At 44.3% G+C, this 17,235-nt stretch carries 13 protein-coding genes; 5 read left to right on the top strand and 8 right to left on the bottom strand.

Annotated features, from left to right (window positions below):
* Window positions 1-355: 355 nt before the first annotated feature.
* The gene (locus HL061_RS06770; RefSeq protein WP_223334572.1) at window positions 356-2,047 is read right to left on the bottom strand and encodes an NAD+ synthase; all 1,692 of its coding nucleotides are present in this window, start codon (window positions 2,045-2,047) and stop codon (window positions 356-358) included.
* An 825-nt stretch (window positions 2,048-2,872) separates the two neighbouring features.
* Here HL061_RS06770 and HL061_RS06765 point away from each other — a divergent pair.
* The 3 genes from HL061_RS06765 to epmA all read left to right on the top strand — a co-directional run bounded on the left by HL061_RS06765 (window position 2,873) and on the right by epmA (window position 6,329).
* Window positions 2,873-4,030, top strand: coding sequence for an AI-2E family transporter (locus HL061_RS06765; protein WP_186475164.1), 1,158 nt, complete (start codon window positions 2,873-2,875; stop codon window positions 4,028-4,030).
* 77 nt (window positions 4,031-4,107) lie between these two features.
* A complete protein-coding gene (locus HL061_RS06760) occupies window positions 4,108-5,226 on the top strand; it encodes a 4-phosphoerythronate dehydrogenase (RefSeq protein ID WP_240366479.1) in 1,119 nt (372 codons plus the stop codon).
* Window positions 5,227-5,312: 86 nt separating this feature from the next.
* The gene (gene epmA / locus HL061_RS06755; protein WP_071002364.1) at window positions 5,313-6,329 is read left to right on the top strand and encodes an EF-P lysine aminoacylase EpmA; all 1,017 of its coding nucleotides are present in this window, start codon (window positions 5,313-5,315) and stop codon (window positions 6,327-6,329) included.
* 160 nt (window positions 6,330-6,489) lie between these two features.
* On the opposite strand, the gene HL061_RS06750 is transcribed toward epmA, so the two are convergent.
* From HL061_RS06750 to HL061_RS06725, 6 genes are all read right to left on the bottom strand, one after another.
* Entirely contained in the window at window positions 6,490-7,131 is a 642-nt protein-coding gene (locus tag HL061_RS06750) for an NAD(P)H-binding protein (protein ID WP_071002363.1), read from the bottom strand.
* Window positions 7,132-7,362: 231 nt separating this feature from the next.
* Window positions 7,363-7,812: a YaiI/YqxD family protein gene (locus HL061_RS06745; protein WP_071002362.1), complete on the bottom strand. Its 450-nt coding sequence runs from the start codon at window positions 7,810-7,812 to the stop codon at window positions 7,363-7,365.
* On the bottom strand, window positions 7,812-9,140 hold the full coding sequence (locus HL061_RS06740) for a 5-(carboxyamino)imidazole ribonucleotide synthase (RefSeq protein WP_071002361.1): 1,329 nt from the start codon (window positions 9,138-9,140) through the stop codon (window positions 7,812-7,814). Before HL061_RS06740 ends, HL061_RS06745 begins: the two co-directional genes overlap by 1 nt.
* A 197-nt stretch (window positions 9,141-9,337) precedes the next feature.
* Entirely contained in the window at window positions 9,338-9,889 is a 552-nt protein-coding gene (gene purE, locus HL061_RS06735; protein ID WP_058024241.1) for a 5-(carboxyamino)imidazole ribonucleotide mutase, read from the bottom strand.
* 99 nt (window positions 9,890-9,988) lie between these two features.
* Entirely contained in the window at window positions 9,989-10,954 is a 966-nt protein-coding gene (locus tag HL061_RS06730; RefSeq protein ID WP_071002360.1) for a metallophosphoesterase, read from the bottom strand.
* 83 nt (window positions 10,955-11,037) lie between these two features.
* Window positions 11,038-11,646 carry a rhomboid family intramembrane serine protease gene (locus HL061_RS06725; protein ID WP_071002359.1) on the bottom strand — a complete coding sequence of 203 codons (609 nt, stop codon included), beginning with the start codon at window positions 11,644-11,646 and terminating at the stop codon, window positions 11,038-11,040.
* A 414-nt stretch (window positions 11,647-12,060) separates the two neighbouring features.
* Here HL061_RS06725 and HL061_RS06720 point away from each other — a divergent pair, with 414 nt between their 5' ends.
* Window positions 12,061-13,695, top strand: coding sequence for a hypothetical protein (locus HL061_RS06720; RefSeq protein WP_071002358.1), 1,635 nt, complete (start codon window positions 12,061-12,063; stop codon window positions 13,693-13,695).
* A gap of 469 nt (window positions 13,696-14,164) precedes the next feature.
* On the top strand, window positions 14,165-15,757 hold the full coding sequence (locus HL061_RS06715; RefSeq protein WP_252962643.1) for an OmpA family protein: 1,593 nt from the start codon (window positions 14,165-14,167) through the stop codon (window positions 15,755-15,757).
* A gap of 133 nt (window positions 15,758-15,890) precedes the next feature.
* On the opposite strand, the gene nagZ is transcribed toward HL061_RS06715, so the two are convergent.
* Entirely contained in the window at window positions 15,891-16,976 is a 1,086-nt protein-coding gene (nagZ, locus tag HL061_RS06710) for a beta-N-acetylhexosaminidase (protein WP_071002356.1), read from the bottom strand.
* Window positions 16,977-17,235 lie beyond the last annotated feature (259 nt).

Raw genomic sequence — 17,235 nt, 5'->3', positions numbered from 1 at the left:
GTTTTGTCAAACGATCTGACTTGCACCTTTCAACTCATAAATTCGTAAATCATATAGGGCGTGTTGAACATTCGCAAATAGGCACTGCTGATCGCTAAAATGGTTCCAGACAAGGCACAAAGCGACGATAATGCAGATGCCTTAGCGAGATTTGTAACGCAGTATGGGGCAATTTTAGCATCAGCCCCAACGATAAAAGCAGGGGACAGGACTCTTTTTTGCCGCTTCATCGTTAAAAATAAGCGCTTAGAGTGACTAAACTTATTATTTTTAACATCGAATCGCCTAAAAAATAGTCGCTGTCAGTGCCATGGTCGAATGTTCAACACGCCCTAAGCTGAAAGGCAAGTGCGATTTAGCCTTTAATTGACCACTTATTGACCAACGGATAGCGGCGTTCACGTCCAAAAGCTTTGTGGCTGATCTTTGTACCGATGGGCGATTGCAAGCGTTTATACTCGCTATTGTCTACCATCTTGATGACTTTTGCGACCATCTCAGCATCAAAGCCTTTATCGATAATTTCCTGATAGCCCATATCTTCATCGATATAAGACATCAAGATACCGTCCAATACATCATAATCAGGCAAGCTATCCTGATCTTTTTGATCTGGACGTAGCTCAGCAGATGGCGGACGAGTAATAACGCGCTCAGGGATGACAGGTGTGTCTTCTAGGCGATTGCGGTAGCTTGCTAACTTATACACTTGTGATTTATACACATCTTTTAGTACGTCAAAGCCGCCAGCCATATCGCCATACAATGTTGAGTAACCAACCGCTAATTCTGATTTGTTACCTGTCGTGATGACCAAATGACCAAACTTGTTGGACAGTGCCATCAAGACAACACCGCGAGCACGGGCTTGGATGTTCTCTTCGGTTGTATCCGCTGGTGACTTATTAAATAGAGGCGCTAACGTATGACGGATACCTTCGACGGCGTCGAAAATAGGACACACGGTATAAGAGACATTTAAGCGACGTGCCTGAGCCTGTGCATCTTCTAGACTGATTTGAGAGGTATATTCATAAGGCATCATGACGGCATAGACCTTGTCAGCGCCCAACGCATCGACCGCGATACAGAGCGTCAGTGCTGAATCAATACCACCTGATAGTCCAACAATAATGCCAGAGAATCCTGAGTGATTGACATAGTCGCGTAGACCGACGACCAATGCCTGATACATCTCAGACTCACGGCTTAGAGACAACGGCGCTTTGGCTTGATTGTTGAATTTGGCTGTGTTGACATCTAAAGTGGCCAACAATAACTGATTCATAAAGCGCGGTGCTTCATGAGCCACGCTGCCATCGGCTTGCACAGCCATAGAGCCGCCATCAAATACAAGATCGTCTTGACCGCCAACTGCATTGACATAGACGATAGGCAAGTTGTTTTCACGGCTGCGCTTAGCAAGCATGGCTTTGCGGTTATTTTGTTTTTCAATCTCAAAAGGTGAGGCGTTTAAGCTAACAATGAGGTCAGCACCTTGTTTTTTGAGTTCGGCAATCGGGTTTTTGTCCCACAAATCTTCACAAATGAGCAGACCAATCGTAATGCCTTTATAGTCAAATAAGACTTGATTGCGACCTTTATCAAAATAACGGCGCTCATCAAAGACGCCATAGTTTGGCAACATCTGCTTGTGATAGAAGCCCTTTTGATGACCATTATGTAAGATAGCAGCGGAGTTAAAAGTACCGTGATGATCGACATGCGGATAGCCGACAATCATGACGATATCGTCGATATCACTCAAGGTAGATAAGGCGCTTTTGACACGGCCTGATAGGCTTGGGCGTAGCAATAAATCTTGCGGAGGATAGCCTAGTAGTGCCAACTCTGGAAATACGATAACGTCAGCACCTTGTTCGCGTGCTTGTAATGCAAGCGTGCGCATTTTTTCAACGTTGGTTGCGATATCGCCTACCAAAAAATGTGACTGCGCTAAAGCAAAAGTGACCGTATCTTGTGGTTTGTTGGTCTTGCTGGCTTCATGTGAGGGGTTAAGATTGGGATTATCAGTGTCTTTTGACATTGTTATTGTTCCTATCGATATATTATTAAAATTTGGTGAGTCTGTATTGATTTAAAATAAAATCAAAGTAAGTCCGAAATTCATTCAAAACTGCGTGCTTGCTTATCAAGCTCGAATGTTGAGTTGATATGACAAGCCTAAATCCTACATAATTGCTTAGACAATGCTTAAAAGCATAATTGCTTATGCCTCCTATCCCAAATGATCGTGCCATCCTAAAATGAGATCTTATGATAGTCTAGAAGAAGACGATACAAGAGGGTCTGGAATCTGCTTTGATAGATGCGATGTTTATGCAACGACAAAAATAAAAGCGTACAAATGCACTTAACTATATTGAAAAGCTTAAAATAATTGCTTTAGTATAACATCAATTGTCGTGACAAATAGAACGCACCAGTGAATTCCCTGATAAGATTGCAGTTTAATAGCTGAATATAAAAGCAGCTGCGATGGCACTGTTTTTCACAGTAAATCCATGCATTATGCGCTAGTCATTCCGCTCATCATCTAGTAAGCTTGCATAGACAAAGTTGTAAGTAAAGATTACAACATAGCGTTATATAATTATCATAATCTATTGCATAATGGAGCGTAATAGCTGCGTTTTTCGCGATGTTATTTATCAGAGTGATAGTTTGTAAATACGCAGTATTGCCATGTGATTTAATGGGTTTGACACCGTTTTTTCTTTATATACTTATAATCTACCATCCTCGCTAATGGATACAGTTTATGGACAGCGTCTATAAGCTGATGTTCATCACACATTTATAAACTTGCCAGCAAAGTTATCGTTTGCTGTCCGCTCTTGGTTTATACGCTATGATTGAAAATTGGACAAAAGAATTTATTATCCAGCGCTTGCTTGCGATTACTTTGCTGGTTGCGCTGTTCGTATTATGCTTTAAAGTGGTGCAGTTTTTTATTGTACCGGCATTGTGGGCGGCAATTTTGGCGTATGTGACGTTCCCTATTTATGAGTTTTTTCACGAAAAAGTTAAACTGAGTCCAGATTTTAGCGCTGCCATTATGACCGTGAGCATCTCCTTGATAATAGGTGTGCCATTGGTTATTGGTGTGTTTATTTTGCAGCAAGAAGCGTTGAGCTTAATCAGTAATTTGGTCTATCGTATTAAAGTGGGCTATTTGGATGTGCCTGACTCATTTAAAGACTTACCGATTATCGGTCAGCAAATCAAAGACGTACTGTGGCGAATCAATAAAAACCCAGAAGGCACGCTAGAAGCGTTTCGTCTTTGGGTTCAGTCGCACTTGTATTATGGCAAGGTCGCATTTGACGTGGTGTTCAGTGGTCTGGCCAAGCTGGGTATGGCGCTGATGACGCTATTCTTTTTTTATCGTGATGGCACCAGTCTGGTTCGTCAGATTCGCCAAGCGCTGCGTAACATCATCGGCAATCGCATCGACGGTTATATTGACTCTGTAGGTACAACCACGCGTGCGGTGGTATACGGCATCGGGCTGACGGCATTGGCTCAGGCGCTATTGGCTGGTATCGGCTATTACTTCGCTGGTGCGCCAAGCCCTATCTTATTGACCATTGTCACGTTTATTATTGCGTTGATTCCCTTTGGTACGCCATTTGTTTGGGGCGGTGTGTCTGTCTGGCTCTTGAGCCAAGGACATACTGCAGAAGGGATTGGTTTGGCACTATGGGGCGTGTTTGTTATTAGCTGGGTGGATAATCTCATTCGACCTATTGTTATCAGTGGTGCGACCAAAATCCCATTTATTATTATTTTTATCGGTGTGTTGGGTGGTCTAACCGCATTTGGGTTTGTTGGATTGTTCATCGGCCCTGTGGTACTGGCCATCGGTCTTGCCGTATGGCGCGAGTGGATATCGCAGCATAAGAATGAGATATTTGCGTCGCAAGACGTCACGCTCTCTGACTCAAATGCCATAGCGCCAGTACATAATCCAGCACAAGACACAGTCAGTGGAAATGAGTCTACATAGAAAACCCTTATCGATAGAGAAAATTGCCAATGACAAACAATGATATTGCAGATACTAAGGACAATAAGATAAACCAGATGGCCAAAGGTATCACGATCGTTGCTGATAGCAATATCGCTAGCCTGAATGATTTTTTTAATGACGCTACATTAGGTCAGATGTCTGGGCAAACAGTCAAAATTATACCGGTCGCTGGTCGTGATATTGACGCAAAGCTGCTGTCTGAAGTACAGCCAGATATTTTGTTAATACGCTCGGTCACGCAAGTCAATGAGGCGCTGTTGGCTGAAAATCACAGTGTGCAATTTGTTGGCTCAGCGACTATCGGTACAGATCATGTCGACCAAGACTATTTAGCGATGCGCGATATTACTTTTGCCAATGCCGCTGGTTGTAGCAAGCACTCGGTGGCTCAGTATGTACTGACGGCTATCTTGACCATACGTCCAAACTACTGGCAGCAGCCTGTGACACTCGGTATCATCGGCCTTGGCAATATTGGCAGTACGCTTGCTCAGTATGCCAATGACTTGGGCTGGCAGGTGCTTGGATACGATCCATTATTACCAAGCTCTACTATTAATAATGCCAGCCTTGAGCAGGTGCTTTCTCAAAGTAACGCGGTGAGTTTGCATGTGCCTTTGACAAGTGAGAAAGTTGATAGTGATGCTAAAGGCAGTGACTATCCAACGCGTCATCTCATCAATGCAGAGACATTGGCCATGATGCCTGCTGATACCATATTGATTAATAGCGCGCGCGGCCCTGTGATTCATGAAAATGATCTCAAGAACGATATTGCTCATACTGGGCGGCAAGTGGTTTTGGATGTGTTTGAGCATGAGCCAACGGTTGCTGATAGCCTACTAGCTAAGCTCACAATCGCCACACCGCATATCGCTGGCTATACATTAGAGGGCAAGCTACGTGGTACGCAAATCATCTATGATGCCTTGTGTGAGAAGCTAGCGATCATACCTGCCCAGTCGATGTCTAACCTGCTACCACTTAACTTGTTTTTGTGGTCTGAGCTAAAAGCACACCCAGACAGATTGCCAAAATTTTATGACATTATGCAAGATGATGCCTCATTGCGAAGCAAAATATCTGGTGGAAACTCTGATAAACAAGTGAATGGCGCAGATTTTGACGGTCTGAGGCGTGATTACCACTTGCGCCGTGAGTGGCAATCCTAATCTAGCAACTTAAAAATACTATTCTTAAAAACATAAATAATCTACGTCATTGAAGCATTATTATTTATGAATCACGGTAGACAGTCATGAGCCAATCAAGCAGTACCTCTAGTCATCAACCTAACTACGCACCCACCATAACACTGGCAATGGCACAACAACGCGCCAAGTTTATCGGTGATATTCGCCAGTTTTTTATCAGTCGTCAGGTACTGGAAGTACAGACGCCGCTTTTATCGCAAGCAGGTAACACCGACACTTTTTTGCAATCAGTGGCAGCGCACGTAACCTATCAAGATCGTCCTCGTACCTATTATTTGCATACGTCTCCTGAGTTTGCGATGAAGCGTTTATTGGCTAGCTGGCAAGTGCCTATTTATCAGATTTGTCCTGTGTTTAGGGATAATGAGATAGGCGTGCGTCATAATATCGAATTTACGATGCTAGAGTGGTATCAGCCCAATTACAGCCTCGATGATATGGCAGGTGAGCTTAATGAGTTGCTTACGGCGCTTTATGGTCATCCAATGGTGATGAGCCATTATCGCTATGTCGATGCTTTTATGGATTTTGTCGGTATACATCCACTGACAGCGAGCCTATCTGCGCTCCAAGCGGTAGCAGAAGATAGAGGGTTGATAGGATTTGATTTTAATGATGCTGATGATAGCGAAGCAAATCGTCGCCAGAACTGGTTAGATTTACTATTTAGTCATGCAGTAGAGCCAAATTTGGGACATGATTTGCCGACACTGATCATAGAATATCCACCTGCGACAGCTGCATTGGCAAAGACAGCGCTAGATAAAGAAGGCAATAAAATAGCGAAACGCTTTGAGCTTTATATCAATGGCATTGAGATTGCCAACGCTTATGATGAGCTGGCAGATGGTCCAGCATTGCGAGCACGTTTTGAGCAAGACAATCAATTACGTCATCGTCATGGGTTGCCGAAAATGCCCATTGATGAGCATTTAGTTGCTGCATCTGATGATTTGATTCCTTGTAGTGGTATTGCGGTCGGTGTTGATCGATTGCTCATGGTGATAACGGGCGCAAAAACTTTAGAGGAAGTGATTGCTTTTCCGAGTGGTCAAGCATAACCAACAGGTAGTTTTTATTCATAGCAGCAAGAAAAAAGGTCGTTACCGATTTACCAATTAAATATTGGCGAATCGATAACGACCTTTTTTATAATCTGATTCAGTGATTTGAATTACGTAGTTATAGCTTGGCAGTCAGATCTATCTAAATAGTGACAGTTTATACTGTAGCAATGGCTTCATTGATGTCGATATCACCATTGTGCAAGTTGAATACTTTTCCAATAGTATTATCGGCGGTTAGGACAGCCGCCAGCGTCGTTGCGACATCTTCAATAGCATTTTCACCAGAGCTGGTATCATTGATAGTGATTTTGCCTGTACCGTCACGTTCTTTCAGTGCACCCGGCTGTACGATTGTATAGTCGAGTGAGCTATTATTCACGAGCCAATGATCAGCGTAATGCTTAGAGATATAGTAGTCTTTTAGATCTGCAATGTTAGGGTTGTTATCCCATTTCTCAGTCTCTAGCGAAAAGACAGAGCTAAGCATAATATAGCGTTTGATACCTTTGTCTTGCGCGGCTTGCATGGTCTTTACTGCACCGTGTAAGTCGACTTCTAGTACATTTTTACCACCAGATCCTGCGACAAAATAGACAGCATCAATATCTTGATCCAGTTGTTTCTTGATAGACTCTTTGCTGGCGGTAATATCCAAATCTAGCTGAGTATAGTTGTCATTGTCAAACAGCTTTTTTTCTTGGCGAGTCGTACCAATTACTTGGTGTTCGTCAGCTAATAATTGCTTAACCAATTCACCACCGACACGGCCACTGGCACCAATGACTAAAATCTTCATAATCATTCCTATTTTTATTTGAGTTCTGTTATTTGAGGCATTTAGTGAATGTGTTTATCTCAAAAACTGACTGTATCGTAACAAAAATAATCCGCACGCTTCGTTATAAAGCGTGCGGATTGGATAGGAGTTGGTTATAGAGTGTATACGGTTTGCAAGAAAGCAATATTTGCCAAGCAAGATTCGCTATCTAGAGGATAGTACTTTAATGAGATTAGAAGGGTAACAGCGCTAACGTACTAAGCGATTCAGACCGTCGGCAAAAGCTTTTTTATCGCGGTCGCCGTAGGGTTTTTGACCGCTCATCTCTTGCAGCTCTAGGACACCAGTACCGCGCATGGTGTCCATAAAATCGCGCATATTAAGCTTTTGCTTGATGTTATTTTTGTCATAGACCACGCCGCGTGTGGTTAGCACCAAGCCGCCTTTGTCCAAAATATCATTGGCTAAAGGTATGTCGCTTGTAATCGCCAAGTCGCCTGCCTGTATTTGCTCGACGATATAATCATCAGCCTTGTCAAACCCTGATGACACAACCGTCATGACGAGCAGAGGAGATTTGCGTAGTTTGATTGGCTGGTTGGCGACGAATATCGCCATCGTTTTGGTACGTTCAGCCGTTTTGATAATCAAATCTTTGGCAATCAATGGTACGGAGTCGGCATCCACCCAAATTTGCATTATTTCTTCGCCTTTTCTGTCTTTGGCGACAATTCTGCCAGACTGTCTGCTTCACCACTGTTATCTTCTAAGACGTCGTTTTTAGTTTTGGCATCTGCGGTATTAGAGTGAGTATCGATATTCGCGTATTCTTTGTCCAAACCTACTTTATTTGGCAATACGGCAACCAGCTTTGCCATAGCGGATTCTAAGTCAGTCACGTCATTGGGCATCAAGGTAATATGAGCAATCTTGCGATCATCACGCTCAGCTTTATGATAGCTATGATAGTGAGCGCCATCGATATTTAGCACGGCACTGATATCAGGATATTGGCCGAGTACGTTGACCATAATCGCTGGATGGACGTTGTCCGTATCACCGAGTGGTAAGTTGACCACAGCACGGATATGGTTTTCAAACTGGCTAGTAACCGCGCCTTCGATGCTCCAGTGGCCAGAGTTGTGTACACGCGGGGCAATCTCATTGGCCAGTATCGTGGTATGACCGCGAGCATCTTTGGTGACAAACAATTCAAGTGCCATGACGCCCACATAGTCTAGATGGTTCATGATCTTTGTGATGGCGTCTGTTGCCTGCTGGAGCAGGTGGCTGGTACCGACCGCAGGTGCTTGAGTTTTTGCCAAAATACCGTGATGATGATGGTTTTCGACCAAATCATAACAGCGTATCTGACCATTTTGCGCTCTTGCGGCAATGATAGAGACTTCACGATTAAAGTTAATGAAACCTTCAGCAATCAGTGGCGCAGGTGTTGGCGTGAGTGACCCTTTGCCACTAACAGCGTCTTTTAGCGCAAGCCAAGCAGTTTTAATGTCACTCTCTTGTTTGATAACAAACTGACCTTTGCCATCGTAGCCACCGCGGCTGGTTTTCAAAACGATAGGCAGGCCTAACGCTTCACAAGCTTGTTTTAACTCAGCTTCAGAATGAACAGCCATAAATGGCACGGTGGCAATATCGAGCGTATTGAACATCTGCTTTTCTTTTAGACGGTCTTGGGCGATATCAAGCGCAATCAGTGGTGGGAACATACCTTGCTTGCTGCCAGATTTTGACACGCTCGTTAATTGCTCGACCGTAGACGTTGGTGTGTTCTCGAACTCTAAGGTAAAGACATCAGCGGCTGCCATAAAGTCGACTAATTGATCGCTATGAAACACGTGACCGTATAGGCTGGCAGGGCATTCTGGATTGTCTTCTAAAAACACGCATTGGTAACCGAGTGGCATCGCGGCTTCGGCAAGCATCATACCAAGCTGACCACCGCCTAAAATACCGATGGTACGAATGGTTTGGGTAACAGGATAAGCGTTTGCTGTAGTCATGAAAGGCTCTTTGAATAAAAGTGAATGAGGTCTGTGTTGTATTAAAATTTAAAACGCAATGGGTGAAAATAGGAAAAGGTGCACTATAGGCACCTTATATCTAGTATGACGTACTGAAAAATAAAATGTGGTAGCTCTTGTTTTTAGGCGATCAATACAAAATACTATGCTAAAAAAGCTAGTCACTCTATATTTATTTAAGAATTAATAATACCGGGTGTTGGGCTAGCGAGAATGGTCTCGGTTTGCGTCTGACGCATCTCATCCAGCTTAGTAGCAATCGTTTCATCATGCAAGGCTAAGACTTGAATCGCAAGTAGGGCAGCGTTATAAGCGCCAGCGGTACCAATCGCCAATGTCCCAACAGCAACGCCTTTGGGCATTTGCACGATAGACAACAGACTGTCCCAACCACTTAGCATAGAGGATTTTACAGGGACGCCAAATACAGGTAGTGGTGTTTGGCTCGCACACATACCAGGCAGATGAGCGGCACCGCCTGCACCCGCGATAATCACTTGTAGACCATTGTCTTTTGCGCTTTTGGCGTAATCAAATAGCCTGTCAGGTGTACGGTGAGCAGAAACCACTTCACACTCAAAGGCAACATCAAAGTCTGCTAGCAATTGTGCTGCGGCACTCATGGTCGCCCAATCAGATTGCGAACCCATAATAATGCCGACTTTTGGTTGACCAGCAGGGGAGGTGATTGGACCGTTCTGGTTAGCCGCAGTATTGGTGGTGCTCATGATTGGATATCCTCAAAAAGACCATCATACAAAAATTTTGCTACACTCGTAAAGCCAAGTTTGACTTTTAATAATGATATGGTGTTAATAGCATTTATATCACTGGTTTATCTCTATTCTTTTGTCGTGATAATGCTGCACAAAGCGAGAAGCTGTCAGTGGTAATGGCTGTTCGGTATCCAGCTGATAGCAAGTCAAGTAGCCACTATCTACCGCTGCCGAATAATCAGTACAGGCGACTTGTGGACTGAGTGGCTCAGGTGTACCAGTGAGCCAATAGTGACCGACAAAAACAGGTTTATGTGTTTGAATCGCAAAGTCAATATTTTCAGCCAGTGCATCAGGCGGTATTTGTGCCAATGCGGAGGACGGTGCACGAGCGACCTCACGAAGCGTGCGCTGATTCAACGCATCAAGCCACCAACGCACCCGTACTCGTCTGCGTTCAGTGCCTTCTTTATCTACCATCACAATACCATCAGGCAAGCCCGTCTCGACCCCTTTTAGTACACGCTCTAAGGCATCAAAAGCGATAGTATCTTCTTTAGCGGTTGCGATTAGACCTTCAGAGGTTAGGCAGTTATTATCCGTCAGCAGGGGCTCTAGAACCGCCATGCTATCTACATCCCAGCAAGCATGGACGAAACAGGCATAATCTGTCTCAATCCACAGAGGTATCTCGTACAAGCGCTGCAACCAGTATTCGTGCTGCTCTGAGCCGAAAGGTATCTCTGCCAAGAATGCTTCATGTTGGCGTTTATGTACCGCATTATGTGAGCGCAGATACTGGCTAGAATCCTCAGGATCGAGCGTAGCATAAGCCAAGGCATTATATTCATGATTGCCCATCACCGCATCGGCCACGTCCGCGTCTAACATCGCAAAGACAATCTCTAATGTGGCCAGTTGCTGCGACCCACGGTCAATCAAATCGCCAATGAATAATGCCCTGTGACCTGCCGGTGGCACAAAATGCTGACCGTTATGCTCGTATCCTAATTGGTTTAACAAACCAACGAGCTTGTCTGCATAACCATGAATATCACCGATAATATCTATAATCATAATGAAATATTAAATCTCAAACGTAAAAGTAAGCAACTTGCTTAATTGTCCTGATTCAAAGAATTTCTATTTGAGAAAACAGTTTAAAAACCAGGCGACAATAAAGCATTTATAAAATGGGGTAGTACTTTAGGCTCTAAAATAATCGTAGCAATGACGCCAAATGCGCCGCCCCACATATGTGCCATATGATTGATTTTTGAGCCACCGCGTTTGTCCGCGTAAATACTATAAAATACATAAGCGACGGCAAACAGTATCGCAGGAATAGGAACAATGGCAAATAAGTAAATTCGCTCCCACGGTGCTAGCAAAATAAAGGCAAATAAGACTGCCGACACACCGCCTGATGCCCCAAGACTTAAGTAACTGGCATTGTCTTTATTTTTAAGGTAGCTTGGAATCATGGCAACAACAATAGCCAACACATAAAAAACCACAAAACCATAGCCGAACAAAAATGAACGATATAGCCCTTCAATAGCTCGGCCAAAAAAGTATAACGTAAACATGTTGAATAGCAGATGCATACTGTCGGCATGAATAAAGCCATGCGTGACAAAACGATCCCATTGTCCGTTATTTACAGCGGGTGGATAAAAGATAAGACGGTTGAGTAATTTCTTGTTTTGCCATGCTAATAAGCTGACAATAACAGTAATGATGATAATAAGGGTCGTATGGTTTAACAAAGGAAAATCCTTAGGCCGCGCCTGATAGGTGACAATGCAATAAATGGCAATGCGATAAATGACAATGTTCAAAGCCTAAGCGTTAGGGCTGAGTAAAAACAAATATGACCATTAATTAATATATTCATACTAAGTTAAGATATTGATACTAAGTTCAAGTTGCTCGTAACGTAATTAGTTAATACTAACAGCAGTTATGCTGATACAAATATCTATTATGTGACAAAACGATGCATTTTTATGCTTTTATAGTGAGTAATGTAGCAGTGTATCATGTGAGATAAGTGAAACCGCTATATAGACGTCGATGCCGCTAAAGAACGCTTGACAGTTTCAGGGTAAGTAGCCGTATATACAACGAACAATAAGTGCTTAATTTTTGCGGATTCAAAAAGTCGAGAGAGGCAGTGATCCATGAGTATTATCGATCAATTAGAACAGACCGTCACCCCCGCTATATTGGGCGAGCATAATCGCAGTGATAGCGTGGCTTATATCAGCTTGCTTGAGCAGTTTTATGCCATTTTAGCCACGCGCTTAGCGGTGCCACAGGTCTACTCACAACTACTTCGTAACGATCAGGTGATGGCTAATGACAGTATTGCCGAGCGGCCTTTATTTGAGCAGCTATGGCAAGACCAAGTACTACAAAAAACGGTTATCCAAGAGCTGTCAGCCGCGCATCATATTGATGAGTCGATCACTGCTCAATTGCTAATTAATGCAGCATCCTTAGCCTATCGTGAGCTAAAGGTTTTGGCCAATGGACAGTTTTTGCCAGCATTCTTGCAAGGAGAGCAGTCGACGCTGCGCCCATATTTACCTATATGGTCAGCGTCCGTTATCACTGCTACTCAAGGCGCTGGACACGAATCAATGTCAAACTTTGTCGCAGATGTCGCAGATAATGGTATCGCGCCATCAAGTGATACCTTACCGAATAAATTTAGTGAGCCTGATCTAAGTACTGACGCAGTCGCTGCAACGACAGCTACTACAGCCGCTTATGTGGAAAACGCTAATATAAGCGCTACTGACGCATTAAATGACGATGAGCATTTTGGTGACAGTAATGACGCTATCCATGCCAGTCCAGCAGCTCATCACTTGGCAGAAAATAGCAACGTCAAGCGAGAGCGCGTGCGCACTCGCAATCAGCGAAACGACCTACTGATGCGAGTATTTTTATTGATAGTAGCACTGGCTGCGATGGCACTGGCTGCTTGGGCATTATTAATAAAACCCAAAAGCGACCTACCAGTAGAACCGGTTGCTGTCGCGCCTGTGGTTACTCCAGCACCGCCACCAGCACCAACGATGACTCCCATCGATTTCATCGTTGGCGTAGATGATAGTGGCAACCTCTATACTTGTAGCGCGACGGTCGGTGATGCAGCGCTACAAAGCTCTTTACAACAGGCACTCAATACGAGCTTTGGCGAGCAGGCGAGTATATGTGAATTTACCGTACAGAATGGAATAGCAACTACTATCGCAAACATGCCTGCGGAGATATTGCCCAATGTTCTGACCATGCTCAGATCGACACCGTTCGCCCGTCTACACTTACAAAACGATCGTCTGACAGTAGAGGCGCCGGATGACATGCTACTACAACAATTGGTCACAAACGTACGTAGTTTAGCACCAACCATGGCAGTCGATAGTACTGCGCCATTGCCACTGCCTAACAACAGTAATGGTGATACGACATATGGTATGGCTGGCACTAATGGCGTAAACAATCAACTCGGCGATGGAATAGGCGCTAATAACCAATACAGTAATGACGGCATGAGCAATGGTACTGGAGAATATCAAGCCGCTGATGATGACACAGGTGATCGCGTGATACCTGCGCCACTACCTAACAATAATGATGGATTTAATAATAATTCCAACAACGTACCTGCCAATGTTCCAAGTAATATTCCTAGCAGCGTCCCTTCTGGTAATAGACCGAGCAGACCGTCAGGCCCTATTTCTGAGTCAGAAGTAGATGACATGGCGAGCAGTGTCATCGTTGCTGAACCAGCACAAGTCAGGTAGTGAGTCGTATAAAGTACATTTAAATCGACTCAGTTCGAATGTACTTTCAGAACTTTTAGAAATAGTTCAAAAGTTAAGCAAGGGAGCGGTATGAATTTGTCATACCGCTTTTTTGATTTTAACTGTTGCTTAGCGTACGTATTTAAGATCTGGGCATCAAAAATGGTGCTACTTCACCAAAAAAGCAGATTCGCGGAACTGAGTATCGCATTCTCTTAATTTGTACTCAAATGCCTGTTGGGTTATGAATGTATAGTTACGCGCACCAATTAAAACATTACTTAACGTATCATTTGCACAACAACGTATCGACTGTGAAAACACCTTTAACAATTCTATAATATCCAAAATCAATCATAGTGGCCTGATAAATCTGACTTGACAGAGTAAACAGCCGCCACGTTATTAGATGATTTTATGCTTTAGAGAATCGAACAATATAAATAAAAATTAAGGGGAGAGTTGTATTATGGATATTATCAGTCATTTGACACGCACAGTCAGCCCAGCCGTATTAGCAGATGATCATAGTCCTGCTAAGCAAAATCTACTTGAGCAATTTTATGCAATTTTTGCTGCTCGCCTCGCGAATAATGATACCTATAGCCGTTTTGCTAATGAGAATATCGCTCGTGATGATAGTGCTTTTTATGATCGTGTATGGACAGAAGGGGCTCACCGTGACCAAATCTCTCGTGAGCTCGCTAATGCACATGGTGTCGATGAGACAGCTTCTCGTGGTCTGATTGCTATGGCAGCGCCGCTTGCTTTTCACGAAATCGAAAGCTTGGCTGGTACTACCCCTGTACCGCAATTTCTCAATGACAATCTCAACAGTTATCAGCATCATATCCCTACATGGGCAGGGGCTGTCTTACCTGCGAGCGCGATAGCAGCGAAGCCTGCTGCGGCGCCTATATCCGATACGGTCAGTACCGCGCCACTACAGAAAGAAAAAGAGCCACAAGGCAGCTTTATGAAAGCCCTATTACCGATTATCGGTTTGATTATTTTGGGTGCATTGGCTTGGGCTTTATTAAGAGGCTGTCAGGAGAACCCTGAGCCTGTTGCTACGCCGATAGCTACCGCGCAGCAAGACGAGCAAGGTAATGAGCAAGCAGTAGTAGCAACTGACATCGAGCCTGCCTCACTCCGTATCGCCACTGGCGAAAATGGTGAGCTATACGCTTGCCGCATGAGCGTAGGCAACGAGACGCTACAGACCAATGTAATGAATGCACTAACTGGTGCATTCGGCGATGAAGCCAATAAGTGCCGCGCTGATGTCGATGATAATTTTGCCATAGATATGGCAGCTGCTGCACAGCTTACTACGATATTGCCGATCGTTAAAAATGTACCGAATGCTAGCATGGTGATTAAAGGAGATACCATCACGGTCAATGCACCTGATGATGCGGTATTAGCCCAATTGGTGTCTGATCTACAAGCCGCTGCACCAGCGATGATGGTAGAAGCTGAAGGGCCGCTCGATCTGCAAGGTGAGATTGACGAGAGTGTGGCTGCTGCAGATGCTGCAATGACCAATCTTGGAGAAAATCCAGACCCACGTGATGTTGCACGTGCTTTGAGTATTCAGGTGATCAATTTCCAAGTAGATGAAGCCGTCATCCCTGAGGTCAATAAAGCCATTTTAGATCGCGCGGCAAAAATTATCGATGATGTGCCTGACTTGAACCTAATGATCATCGGTCATACTGATAGTCAAGCGTCTGATTCTTACAACATGGAATTGTCTCAAGAGCGTGCAAACGCGGTCAAAGAGTACCTAGTAGGTCAAGGTGTTGACGCGAGCAAGCTCAGCACCAAAGGCATGGGCGAGTCAGACCCTATCGCGGATAACTCAACCGAGCAAGGTCGTTTCCGCAATCGCCGAATTGAGTTTGTGGTTAATGATGAGATGGTCGATTTAAATGATGGCATGATCATCAACAGCGACTCGCTTGACCCAGATTTGAATCCGCTAGACAGTAATAATGATGATCTGCTATCTGATGGTGATGATGCGACGCAAGGTACTGCGGTAGATCCAACGAATTAAGCAAAAATCATCTAATTTGGTAGTAGTTAAGTCTAAAAAACCGCACCTTAACGTGAACCGACCCCCGTAAGTTGTGTCCAACTTACGGGGACGGTTCAGCCAAATTTTTCAACGGTTTCGTATGAATACAAGGCTACTTATAATCAGTAGGGTCTTTTGATTCATTGGCAGGTTTATCAGCTTGTGTATCAGACTCAACGTTAAAAAAGCTCTGAGTAACATTGTTCTTTGCTTGTTGCCAATAATCAAACTGCTGGCAAGTAGACTCAAGATCACCTTGCCACTTTGGTATATTGCCGCACATGGTTTTGATACGCCTCTGGTTAGGATAGGGTAGTTCTTGCGCCGCCGCCGCCGCTTCATGCGCGGCAACACGATCGTTACACACCAGTGCAATATCGCAACCAGCTTCAATGGCAGCTTTTACGCGCGCGCTGACATCGCCAGCGGCCTTTGCCCCTGCCATTGATAAATCATCAGAGAAAAGCACACCATCGAACGCGAGCTGATCACGAATGATATCTTTTAGCCAAATTTTAGAAAATCCTGCGGGTTTGTTATCTACTTGCGAAAAAATCACATGGGCTGGCATCAAAGCATCAAGCAGTGACAACGTTTGCGCAAAAGGTTGCATGTCACTATTGATGATCTCGTCCAAGCTACGTGTATCGATGGCCTCTGATACATGAGAGTCAGGAGCGATAGCGCCATGACCAGGGAAATGCTTGCCAGTGGTGGCCATGCCAGCCGCTTTCATGCCGCGCATAAACTGCGTGGCTAGGGCAACGATTGCTTGTGGCTCCTGATGAAAGCTACGGTCACCGATAACTTGGCTGATACCATCTCTATCCAGCACGGGCGCAAAGCTCAAATCAATACCTACTGCCATCACTTCGGCTGCCATCAGATAGCCACAGTCGTATGCGCAGCTGAGCGCACGGCTTGGATCGTGATTGAATAACTCACCAAGCCTACCCATAGCAGGTAGCGGTGTGAACCCTTCACGCAGCCGTGCGACTCGTCCGCCTTCTTGATCGACACCGATTAATATATCTGGGTTGTGGTACCGGATATCGTCACATAATGCGCGTACTTGGGCCGCATCAGCGACGTTGCGTCCAAACAATATGACCCCGCCAATCTGTGCTTGTTTGATCAAGCTGACGTCTTCTGCGGTCAGTGCGGTATTATCGATATCAATCATTAAAACGCCGTACATTGCGTCATCCTTATTTTTTTGTGTATTGTTATATTATGGGGTTGACCGATCATCGATGTCCAATCGCTTAGCAGTCATTACTCATGCACTTTATTATGACAGTTATTATCAATTGAGCCTAATGTGGCAGATTATTGGCATCAAATCAATTTGTGGGTAGTCGGCGAATTAATGCTAATAGCCTTAAGTCGCTATGTGTGATAAAAGTGAGAGAAAGTTTGGTATGTGCAGGCGTTGCGTGTAAGATTGCTTATACAGT

It is taken from the genome of Psychrobacter sp. PSP (assembly GCF_024085615.1).
Taxonomy (GTDB): Bacteria; Pseudomonadota; Gammaproteobacteria; order Pseudomonadales; family Moraxellaceae; genus Psychrobacter; species Psychrobacter pacificensis.
This window is presented reverse-complemented; position numbering and strand designations above follow the sequence as displayed.

What these genes read in the sequence shown, in the direction of transcription:
- HL061_RS06770 (WP_223334572.1), bottom strand. Translation starts at nt 2,047, where the DNA reads ATGTCAAAAGACACTGATAATCCCAATCTTAACCCCTCACATGAAGCC.
- HL061_RS06765 (WP_186475164.1), top strand. Translation starts at nt 2,873, where the DNA reads ATGATTGAAAATTGGACAAAAGAATTTATTATCCAGCGCTTGCTTGCG.
- HL061_RS06760 (WP_240366479.1), top strand. Translation starts at nt 4,108, where the DNA reads ATGGCCAAAGGTATCACGATCGTTGCTGATAGCAATATCGCTAGCCTG.
- epmA (WP_071002364.1), top strand. Translation starts at nt 5,313, where the DNA reads ATGAGCCAATCAAGCAGTACCTCTAGTCATCAACCTAACTACGCACCC.
- HL061_RS06750 (WP_071002363.1), bottom strand. Translation starts at nt 7,131, where the DNA reads ATGAAGATTTTAGTCATTGGTGCCAGTGGCCGTGTCGGTGGTGAATTG.
- HL061_RS06745 (WP_071002362.1), bottom strand. Translation starts at nt 7,812, where the DNA reads ATGCAAATTTGGGTGGATGCCGACTCCGTACCATTGATTGCCAAAGAT.
- HL061_RS06740 (WP_071002361.1), bottom strand. Translation starts at nt 9,140, where the DNA reads ATGACTACAGCAAACGCTTATCCTGTTACCCAAACCATTCGTACCATC.
- purE (WP_058024241.1), bottom strand. Translation starts at nt 9,889, where the DNA reads ATGAGCACCACCAATACTGCGGCTAACCAGAACGGTCCAATCACCTCC.
- HL061_RS06730 (WP_071002360.1), bottom strand. Translation starts at nt 10,954, where the DNA reads ATGATTATAGATATTATCGGTGATATTCATGGTTATGCAGACAAGCTC.
- HL061_RS06720 (WP_071002358.1), top strand. Translation starts at nt 12,061, where the DNA reads ATGAGTATTATCGATCAATTAGAACAGACCGTCACCCCCGCTATATTG.
- HL061_RS06715 (WP_252962643.1), top strand. Translation starts at nt 14,165, where the DNA reads ATGGATATTATCAGTCATTTGACACGCACAGTCAGCCCAGCCGTATTA.
- nagZ (WP_071002356.1), bottom strand. Translation starts at nt 16,976, where the DNA reads ATGTACGGCGTTTTAATGATTGATATCGATAATACCGCACTGACCGCA.